The organism is Cysteiniphilum halobium (genome assembly GCF_003574425.1).
Lineage (GTDB): Bacteria > Pseudomonadota > Gammaproteobacteria > Francisellales > Francisellaceae > Caedibacter > Caedibacter halobius.
In genome coordinates this window covers 1-647 of record NZ_QLIU01000061.1, presented here as the reverse complement: position 1 = coordinate 647, position 647 = coordinate 1, and the positions used below count along the sequence as shown (strand labels likewise).

2 tRNA genes are annotated in these 647 nt (G+C 41.4%); both read right to left on the bottom strand.

The features are described 5' to 3' along the window. Positions 1 to 145: 145 nt before the first annotated feature. Positions 146 to 221: transfer RNA gene (locus tag DNK85_RS09980), tRNA-Ala, on the bottom strand. Between the two features lie 126 nt (positions 222 to 347). Continuing rightward, positions 348 to 424 (bottom strand) — tRNA-Ile (locus DNK85_RS09975). Between the last annotated feature and the right edge of the window lie 223 nt (positions 425 to 647).

Sequence of the window (647 nt, the reverse complement as noted above, 5' to 3'; positions counted from 1 at the left end):
CTCTTGCTTTCATTCTTCTCACGCCTTGATCAGCTAAATCTCTTTAGCACAATACAATAATTAAAACTTAATTAAGTTAAGTTAAATCAAATCGGATTTTAAATCAAAATACTCTTTGAACCTTAATTAAACATCGATGCGTAGATGGTGGAGCCAAGCGGGATCGAACCGCTGACCTCCTGCGTGCAAAGCAGGCGCTCTCCCAGCTGAGCTATGGCCCCTTTTCTGAAAACTGAAGACTGAGGACAGATAATCGTATCGCTTCGCGATGATCTATTTAAAATAGATCCATCAAGCTTGCTTTATCTAAATTCTGTCTTCTGTCTTCCGTCCTCTGTCTTCTGAACTGGTGGGTCTGAGTAGACTTGAACTACCGACCTCACCCTTATCAGGGGTGCGCTCTAACCAGCTGAGCTACAGACCCGGCTCCGAAGACGGAAAACTGAGGACAGAGGACAGTAGTCGAATCACTTCGTGATGATTTATTTTTAATTTCACTATCAACACCTTTATGCCAAACAATAAAATAAAAAAACAATCTGTGCAGCTTGCTGCACTCAAATACCGTCTTCTGCCATCTGTCTTCCGTCCTCTGGACTAAAAAACATCAATTGTAAACACTTAAACACTTCTCGCTATTCTCTTAA